Annotated in this window: 1 protein-coding gene; it reads right to left on the bottom strand. The window is 35.8% G+C overall.

What is annotated here, in order from left to right; all coding sequences use genetic code 11:
- The coding region (locus tag AOA61_RS00060) for a gamma-glutamyltransferase (protein WP_178075164.1) at positions 1 to 229 on the bottom strand (229 nt) is incomplete at both ends.

The raw sequence follows: 229 nt of genomic DNA, 5'->3' as shown, positions 1-229 counted from the left end.
TCAGATAACAGTTCTTCATACGGAACATTTATAGACTCTTTATCTGTAATCCACTCATCTCTATAACGAAAAGATATTTTCGCCGCTTCTGCCATTAGGTGATAATAATCAGGGGTATGATCTCCAATAGATGTTAGGTCATACTTATTTAAAACATTTAACATCATGAGAGTAGCAATCCCCTGGGTGTTAGGCTTCAACTCATGTACTTGATAGCCTTTATATGTTG

Origin of the sequence: Pseudomonas sp. 2995-1, assembly GCF_002742505.1 — a bacterium.
In the GTDB taxonomy this organism is placed as follows: domain Bacteria; phylum Pseudomonadota; class Gammaproteobacteria; order Pseudomonadales; family Pseudomonadaceae; genus Aquipseudomonas; species Aquipseudomonas sivasensis.
Note: the sequence above shows the minus strand (reverse complement) of the source record. Positions and strands in the feature narration are given on the sequence as shown.